Annotated in this window: 8 protein-coding genes; 7 read left to right on the top strand and 1 reads right to left on the bottom strand. The window is 34.3% G+C overall.

Annotation, left to right across the window (positions count from 1 at the left end):
- Window positions 1-193 precede the first annotated feature (193 nt).
- A complete protein-coding gene (gene popT / locus KA858_RS00670; protein WP_053029843.1) occupies window positions 194-1,045 on the bottom strand; it encodes a polyprenyl-phosphate transporter PopT in 852 nt (283 codons plus the stop codon).
- A gap of 359 nt (window positions 1,046-1,404) precedes the next feature.
- On the opposite strand from popT, the gene sufC reads away from it, so the two are divergent.
- From sufC to KA858_RS00635, 7 genes are all read left to right on the top strand, one after another.
- Window positions 1,405-2,166, top strand: a complete 762-nt coding sequence (gene sufC, locus KA858_RS00665; RefSeq protein ID WP_011276304.1) for a Fe-S cluster assembly ATPase SufC — start codon at window positions 1,405-1,407, stop codon at window positions 2,164-2,166.
- Window positions 2,167-2,344: 178 nt separating this feature from the next.
- Window positions 2,345-3,652 (top strand): Fe-S cluster assembly protein SufD, encoded by a 1,308-nt coding sequence (gene sufD / locus KA858_RS00660; RefSeq protein ID WP_070855137.1) that lies wholly within the window; start codon window positions 2,345-2,347, stop codon window positions 3,650-3,652.
- Window positions 3,653-3,702: 50 nt separating this feature from the next.
- The gene (locus KA858_RS00655; protein ID WP_210134750.1) at window positions 3,703-4,944 is read left to right on the top strand and encodes a cysteine desulfurase; all 1,242 of its coding nucleotides are present in this window, start codon (window positions 3,703-3,705) and stop codon (window positions 4,942-4,944) included.
- Window positions 4,934-5,395: a Fe-S cluster assembly sulfur transfer protein SufU gene (gene sufU, locus KA858_RS00650; RefSeq protein ID WP_053029837.1), complete on the top strand. Its 462-nt coding sequence runs from the start codon at window positions 4,934-4,936 to the stop codon at window positions 5,393-5,395. The genes KA858_RS00655 and sufU overlap by 11 nt, the downstream gene beginning before the upstream one ends.
- A 167-nt stretch (window positions 5,396-5,562) precedes the next feature.
- Window positions 5,563-6,960 carry a Fe-S cluster assembly protein SufB gene (gene sufB / locus KA858_RS00645; RefSeq protein WP_053029835.1) on the top strand — a complete coding sequence of 466 codons (1,398 nt, stop codon included), beginning with the start codon at window positions 5,563-5,565 and terminating at the stop codon, window positions 6,958-6,960.
- 204 nt (window positions 6,961-7,164) lie between these two features.
- Window positions 7,165-7,845 (top strand): hypothetical protein, encoded by a 681-nt coding sequence (locus KA858_RS00640; protein ID WP_210134749.1) that lies wholly within the window; start codon window positions 7,165-7,167, stop codon window positions 7,843-7,845.
- Between the two features lie 124 nt (window positions 7,846-7,969).
- Window positions 7,970-9,043, top strand: coding sequence for an NAD(P)H-dependent flavin oxidoreductase (locus KA858_RS00635; protein ID WP_210134748.1), 1,074 nt, complete (start codon window positions 7,970-7,972; stop codon window positions 9,041-9,043).
- Window positions 9,044-9,094: the final 51 nt, after the last annotated feature.

Below are 9,094 nucleotides of genomic sequence, written 5' to 3'. Positions count from 1 at the left end.
TCTAGTCACCCTTGCGGGCGGGGCCCCAACAAAGAGAATTTCACTAAGAAATTCTACAAGCAAAGCAAGCTGGGAGTCGGGGCCCCAACAAAGAGAATTTCACTAAGAAATTCTACAAGCAAAGCAAGTTGGGAGTGGGACAACGAATTTAAAAAGAATTCTGCCCCACTCCCTTATCTTTTAATACTATTGATTACACATTTTCATCTGTAATTTGACCGAGCCAATAACTGCCGGCAAAACCGACGATTAATGTGATGATTGAAAGTGTCCACTCAACACCAGTTTGAGGAAGACCTGGGAAAACGGCATAGACGGAACCAATAACGAATCCAGTTATTAATGCGAATGTGGTATAGAAGTGATGATGCAAGAAGTATTTAATAATACGACTAGATAATAAGAATCCTGCTAATACACCTAAACCTACAACTATTAATATTGGAAGGCCATCGAAGTTTAATTTAACTAAATCAGCAATGGCTAACATAATTGTTCCATAAGTACCAAATACAAGTAGCATGAATGATCCAGAAATACCAGGTAATAACATTGCACTTGAAGCACATGCACCAGCTAAGAAATATTTAATAATAAGACCAAATGATAAATCTAGTGATGTATCAGCGCTTTGATTACCAGAATTCATTAATGTTATCACTACTAAAATAATGATACCTACTAACATAATGCCGTAGTGTTTTGTTGTAAATGTTTTATTAAATTTTGCTGTTCTTAATAAGTAAGGGATAATACCAATGATTAATCCTGTAAAGAAGAACATGGTAACCACTTGATGATGTTCTAATAAATAATTGATTAAGTTACTTAATATGCCAATTGCTAAAGCCATACCAATTAATATAGGAAGTAAAAACTTTAAGCTAGGCCAAAATCGCTTGGAAAATATACCGCTTATTGAAGAAATAAAGCCATCATATATGCCTAATAATAACGCGATAGTACCTCCACTAATTCCAGGAACTAAATCGGTTGTTCCCATACCGAACCCTTTTAATATATTAATCCACTTAAAATTTTGCATGAACGTCTCCTTTCGAAATAGGTTAAATAGCATGATAACAGACATTTGAAGAATAATAAAATATTAAGATTGTAATATTATAATTTTTATAAATATTGCACTAAATGAATGGAGTTTGTGTCTGAATTATTTCTATTGAGAACTGTAAGCCTTTGATTATCAGTTGCAAGAAAAAATTGAGTCTTAGATAAAAATTATTTTAGATAAATAATCACTATAATTTAGAGTTTTAATAAGTTTATATTAAGGGCTATTTGCGTTATAATGAAGTGTATTAAAGTACACAAAGTCTTTTTGACTACAAATTAAAATTATTATAAACTAGTTAAGAAAACTTTATATTTACGGAGGGAATATAAATGTCATCAACATTAGAAATTAAAGACCTACATGTGTCTATTGAAGATAAAGAAATTTTAAAAGGTGTTAATTTAACTATTAATACAGGCGAAATACATGCAATTATGGGGCCAAATGGTACGGGTAAATCAACGTTATCATCAGCGATTATGGGACATCCATCATACGAAGTAACACAAGGTGAAGTGTTACTTGACGGTGTTAACATTTTAGAATTAGAAGTTGATGAAAGAGCTAAAGCTGGTCTGTTTTTAGCAATGCAATATCCATCAGAAATCACTGGTGTAACGAATGCTGACTTCATGCGTTCAGCGATTAACGCGAAACGTGAAGAAGGACAAGAAATTAACTTAATGCAATTTATCAAGAAATTAGATAAAGAAATGGATTTCTTAGATATTGATAAAGATATGGCTCAACGTTACTTAAACGAAGGTTTCTCTGGCGGTGAGAAAAAACGTAACGAAATCTTACAATTAATGATGTTAGAACCTAAATTCGCTATTCTTGATGAAATCGATTCAGGTTTAGATATCGACGCATTGAAAGTTGTATCTAAAGGTATTAACGAAATGCGCGGTGAAGAATTTGGTGCATTAATGATTACACACTATCAACGTTTATTAAACTACATCACACCTGACAAAGTGCATGTTATGTACGGTGGTAAAGTAGTTAAATCAGGCGGCCCTGAATTAGCTAAACGTCTTGAAGAAGAAGGCTATGAGTGGGTTAAAGAAGAATTTGGTGCTAAAGAATAATCTAGCAGTCGTTTGTTTTTAAATGATGAAACTAGATGCAGATTATTAATGTAAATACTTGCATTAATAATGACGATTGAATATGTGAGACTGAAACATCGAATATATAAACAAAGTTATTATTTCGATTGTGTTACAGTTGCTAAAATTTTTCATCAAGTAGGAGGAAAAGAGAGTTATGACAACCGAAACTTTAAACATTTCTGAAGAACAACTTGTTGATTATTCTAAAGCGCACAATGAACCTTCTTGGATGACTGAGTTACGTCAAAAAGCGTTGAAATTAACAGAAACTTTAGAAATGCCAAAACCAGATAAAACGAAATTAAGAAAATGGGACTTTGATTCATTTAAACAACATAAAGTCGAAGGACAAACGTTTAATGATTTATCAGAGCTTCCAGATGCGATTAAAAACATTATTGACGTTGAAAACACTAAAAATTTAGTCGTACAACATAATAATGCTTTAGCTTATACGCAAGTATCACAAGAAACACAAGATAATGGCGTGATTATTGAAGGCTTATCTGAAGCATTAGTTAATCATGGAGATTTAGTACAAAAATATTTAATGACAGATGCAGTTACAGTTGATGAACATCGTTTAACTGCATTGCATACGGCTTTAATTAATGGTGGTGTGTTTGTTTATGTACCTAAGAATGTCGTTGTTAAAGATCCTATCCAATATGTTGTGTTACATGATGATGAAAATGCTAGCTTCTTCAATCATGTGATTATAGTTACTGAAGAAAGCGCTGAAGTGACTTACGTTGAGAACTATTTATCAACTGCAAGTGGTGAAGGTAACCAACTTAACATCATTTCTGAAGTCATTGCAGGTGCAAACTCTAATATTACGTATGGTTCAGTTGACTATTTAGACAAAGGCTTTACTGGTCACATCATCCGCCGTGGTACAACTGCTGCAGATGCATCAATTAATTGGGCATTAGGTTTGATGAATGAAGGTAGTCAAATCATTGATAATACAACTAATTTAATTGGTGATCGTTCAACAAGTGAACTTAAATCCGTTGTTGTTGGTACAGGCGACCAAAAAATCAACTTAACGTCTAAAATTGTTCAATATGGTAAAGAAACGAACGGTTATATCTTAAAACATGGTGTAATGCGTGAGAATGCATCATCTGTATTTAATGGTATTGGTTACATTAAACATGGTGGTACGAAATCTATCGCTAACCAAGAGTCACGTGTCTTAATGCTTTCTGAGAATGCTAGAGGTGACGCTAACCCAATCTTATTAATTGATGAAGATGATGTAGAAGCAGGACACGCAGCTTCAGTAGGTCGTGTTGACCCTGAACAACTTTACTATTTAATGAGTCGTGGTATTTCTCAAAAAGAAGCAGAACGATTAGTGATTCATGGTTTCTTAGACCCTGTAGTGCGTGAATTACCAATTGAAGATGTTAAGCGTCAATTAAGAGAAGTTATCGAACTTAAAGTTAATAAATAAACTTATCAATCCCGAAGAGATTTTTAATATAAGAAAGGTCGTGAAATAAAGTGGCCGAAACTTCATTAAATGTTGAGGAAATTATTAAAGATTTTCCAATATTAGATCAAAAAGTTAATGGAAAAAGATTAGCGTACCTTGATTCAACAGCTACAAGCCAAACGCCAGTTCAAGTATTAAACGTATTAGACGATTACTATAAACGATACAATTCCAATGTACACCGTGGTGTGCATACACTTGGCTCACTAGCTACTGATGGATACGAAGGTGCTCGTGAAACTGTAAGACGTTTCATTAACGCTAAATACTTTGAAGAAGTCATCTTTACAAGAGGAACAACTGCCGCAATTAATATTGTTGCGCGTAGTTATGGAGATGCCAATATTGAAGAAGGCGACGAAATTGTTGTTACTGAAATGGAACATCATGCCAATATTGTTCCATGGCAACAATTAGCTAAACGTAAAAATGCCTCATTAAAATTCATTCCAATGACAGAAGAGGGTGAATTAAATATTGAGGATGTTAAGGCAACAATTAATGACAACACTAAAATCGTAGCTATAGCACATGTATCTAATGTTCTAGGTACGATTAATGACGTCAAAGAAATCGCTAAAATCGCGCATGAACACGGTGCGATTATAAGTGTCGATGGTGCACAATCTGCGCCACACATGAACATAGACGTTCAAGATTTAGACGCTGATTTCTTCAGTTTCAGTGGCCATAAAATGTTAGGTCCTACTGGTATTGGTGTATTATACGGTAAACGTGACTTATTAAAAGACATGGAACCAATTGAATTTGGTGGGGATATGATTGACTTTGTAAGCAAATATGACGCTACATGGGCAGACTTACCTACTAAATTTGAAGCAGGTACACCAATCATTGCTCAAGCTATTGGTTTAGGAGAAGCAATTCGCTATATTGAGAATATAGGCTTCGATGCTATTCATGAACATGAAAAAGCATTAACAGAATATGCTTATGAACAAATGTCATTGATTGAAGGACTTGAAATATACGGTCCGCCTAAAGATCGTCGTGCCGGTGTTATCACATTTAACTTAGCTGATATTCATCCACACGATGTTGCTACTGCAGTAGATACTGAAGGTGTCGCTGTAAGAGCTGGACACCATTGTGCACAACCATTAATGAAATGGTTGAACGTATCATCTACTGCGCGTGCAAGCTTCTATGTTTACAATACTAAAGAAGATGTAGACCAACTTGTTGAAGCATTGAAACAAACGAAGGAGTTTTTCTCTTATGAATTTTAATAATTTAGATCAACTTTATCGATCTGTAATTATGGATCATTATAAGAATCCTAGAAATAAAGGCGTTTTAGATAATGGCTCAATGACTGTAGACATGAACAATCCTACTTGTGGTGACCGCATTAGATTAACGTTTGATATTGAAAATGGCATCATTAACGATGCTAAATTCGAAGGAGAAGGTTGTTCTATTTCAATGTCTAGTGCATCTATGATGACTGAAGCGGTGAAAGGTCATTCACTAGGTGAAGCGATGCAAATGAGTCAAGAATTTACTAAGATGATGCTTGGTGAAGATTATGAAATCACTGAAGATATGGGAGACATTGAAGCACTTCAAGGTGTATCTCAATTCCCAGCTCGCATCAAGTGTGCAACATTAGCCTGGAAAGCACTTGAAAAAGGAACAGTTGAAAAAGAAGGTAAAGCAGAAGGTTCGACTGAAGAATAATCGGCCAGTTTTGTGTAAGACTTTATTATCTTATTTAAAGCTTTACCTTAACTTTTTACACGTTTGACTTTTTATGAAGGTTGCATATTGTTACAATGACAATAGACAATAATAAATATTAAAAATCTCGCGCACGTCGTTTTAAATATATTTAAGGAGTGATTGAAATGGCTAAAAAAGCACCTGATGTTGGAGATTACAAATATGGTTTCCACGATGAGGATGTTTCCATTTTCAGATCAGAACGTGGTTTAACTGAAAATATCGTTAGAGAAATTTCAAAAATGAAGGAAGAGCCTGAATGGATGCTTGACTTCAGATTAAAAGCTTTAAAATTATTCTATAAAATGCCAATGCCTCAATGGGGTGGCGATTTATCAGAATTAAACTTTGATGACATCACATACTACGTCAAACCTTCAGAGCATACAGAACGTTCATGGGACGAAGTACCTGAAGAAATTAAACGTACATTTGATAAATTAGGTATTCCAGAAGCTGAACAAAAATATTTAGCAGGTGTTTCTGCACAATATGAATCAGAAGTTGTATATCACAACATGGAAAAAGAATTAGAAGAAAAAGGTATCATCTTTAAAGATACAGATAGTGCTTTACGTGAAAACGAAGAACTATTCAAAGAATACTTTGCTTCTGTTATTCCAGCAGCTGATAACAAATTCGCAGCATTAAACTCAGCTGTATGGTCAGGTGGTTCATTCATCTATGTACCTAAGAATGTTAAATTAGATACACCATTACAAGCATACTTCCGAATTAACTCAGAGAACATGGGTCAATTCGAGCGTACATTAATTATTGCTGATGAAGGTGCATCAGTGAACTACGTTGAAGGTTGTACTGCACCAGTTTATACTACAAGTTCACTACACTCAGCAGTAGTAGAAATCATCGTTCACAAAGATGCACACGTACGTTACACAACAATTCAAAACTGGGCAAACAACGTATATAACTTAGTTACTAAACGTACATTTGTGCATGAGAATGGTAACATGGAATGGGTTGACGGTAACTTAGGTTCTAAGTTAACGATGAAATATCCTAACTGTGTTCTTTTAGGTGAAGGTGCGAAAGGTAGTACATTATCTATCGCCTTTGCTGGTAAAGGTCAAGTACAAGATGCTGGTGCTAAAATGATTCACAAAGCACCTAACACATCTTCAACAATCGTATCTAAATCAATTTCTAAAAATGGTGGTAAAGTAATCTATCGTGGTATCGTTCACTTCGGACGTAAAGCGAAAGGTGCACGTTCTAACATTGAATGTGACACGTTAATTTTAGATAACGAATCTACTTCAGATACAATTCCATACAATGAAGTATTTAATGACAATATTTCATTAGAACACGAAGCGAAAGTTTCTAAAGTATCAGAAGAACAATTATTCTACTTAATGAGCCGCGGTATTTCTGAAGAAGAAGCGACAGAAATGATCGTTATGGGCTTCATTGAACCATTCACTAAAGAATTACCAATGGAATATGCAGTAGAAATGAACCGTTTAATTAAATTCGAAATGGAAGGTAGTATCGGTTAATTTAACCTATATTACCAACTTTTTCTTAATAACAATCATAAGTACCAAAGTGTTCTAACTAAGTGAATGCTTTGGTGCTTTTTTATATCTCAAAATAGTTAACACTTACTTATATTAATTGTTTATTATTATGATGATATATTTATATATAATATTAAAAAAGTAATTGATTTAACAAAATACATGTTTTGAGAGGATTCTACAATGTTTGACTTTTATGCGAATTGGTATTCTTTGATTATCATTATTGAATATCTTGCTATATTTTTAGGTTCAATTGGTTTAATCTTTATAGCAATGATCAGTCTAAGGCAGATTCAAAAGAAAAAGAAGATTTGGTATTTAGGAATATTTTTAATTTATTCATCATTACTTGAATTGTTAATACATTTTACTGGGGAAGATATTCATACTTACAACTTGGTTTTTGTTGTAACACTTCTTCCTTTTTTATTGATGTGTTATTTATCAAGTCATTATTTGGTAAAACGGCCATTCAAAACAAAATTAGTATTTGTGAAAACTGGTCACGGTAAAACTAACAAAGTTACTAAGCAAGAAATGAAAGAAATGAAAGACGAATTGCAATCGTCTAATATAATTGCATGGTCAGGTTCAATTGGAGCCGCTTTTCTAATAGTTGCTTACTCAGCTAAAGTAAGATTTATACATAATAAGGAATGGATGATGTCGCAAGAATTGACCAAAACTACTGATAATTTGTTAGGGTTTGGAGGCTTTATGTTTTTAATCTCGGCCTTTTTAATTGTTATTTATTTCATTATTGACGTAGTGTTATGGAATAAAAGAGGTAAATTTCCTGGTCTAGTATTTCGACCAATGATTTTGTGCTTATGGCAATTTTTGTTTTTGATTTCTATTTAAAAAATAATAATTAGATAAGTATCAAGCAAAGTTTACTGAAAATGGGAGTAGGGAATACTTTGAATAATTATTTAAGTGAAAAAAGCATAGTAATTACCATAAAATAAAGAAAAGGTGATTTTAAATGTGGTATAACAATCGACTAACGCAATCTTTAAATATTCAATATCCCATTATTCAAGCAGGTATGGCCGGTAGTACAACACCAGAACTTGTGGCATCTGTTAGTAATAAAGGTGGATTAGGATGTATTGGTGCAGGCTACTTTACAACTGAAAAGTTAGAACAAGAAATAGAACAAGTTCGATCGTTAACAACGCAACCATTTGGCGTAAACTTATTTGTACCAGAGCAACATACGTATACCAATGAACAAGTTGAGCGTATGAATGCTTGGCTAAAACCTTACCGTAAGGCTTTAAATCTTGAAGAACCTGTCATTAATATCTCAGAAGCACAACAATTTAACCAGGCAATTCACATGATTATTAAAAAGAAAATACCAGTGTGTTGCTTTACCTTTGGTATACCATCACAAGATATCATTAAACAACTGAAAGATGCTCAAGTTACTTTAATAGGTACGGCAACATCTGTTGATGAAGCAATAGAAAACGAACAGGCAGGCATGGATATAGTGGTTGCGCAAGGTAGTGAAGCAGGTGGCCATAGGGGGTCATTTTTACCAAGTAAACAGCAATCAACACCACTAATTGGCACAATGAGTTTAATTCCTCAAATTGTTGATCAAGTGACGATACCAGTTGTTGCTGCAGGCGGTATCATGGACGGTCGTGGCGTATTAGCGAGTCAAGTACTAGGGGCGCAAGGCGTTCAGATGGGGACAGCGTTTTTAACTACAGTGGAAAGTGGTGCGAATGATTTAGTGAAACAAGCGGTCCTACATAGTAAGGAAACGGACACTATAGTTACGGACGTCTTTAGTGGTAAATTTGCGCGTGGCATCCATAATGAATTTGTGGAAAAAATGTCGCAATATGAAGGTGTTCTACCACCGTATCCAGTTCAAAATCAATTAACCAATGCAATTAGAAAGACTGCGGCTTCCAATGGTAAACGTGAATGGACACATATGTGGAGTGGTCAATCGCCACGTTTAGCTACAGCGCAACATGTAGATCAATTCATGGATAAACTTGTCGAACAAATCGAGGCGTTATTGAAGGCTGTGCAGTAGTATGGATTTATAAAAACGATGTGAGCTGTAGGGTTCTGCATTTTCAAAAAA

It is taken from the genome of Staphylococcus sp. GDX8P80P, assembly GCF_017893095.1.
GTDB lineage: Bacteria > Bacillota > Bacilli > Staphylococcales > Staphylococcaceae > Staphylococcus > Staphylococcus borealis.
Note: the sequence above shows the minus strand (reverse complement) of the source record. Positions and strands in the feature narration are given on the sequence as shown.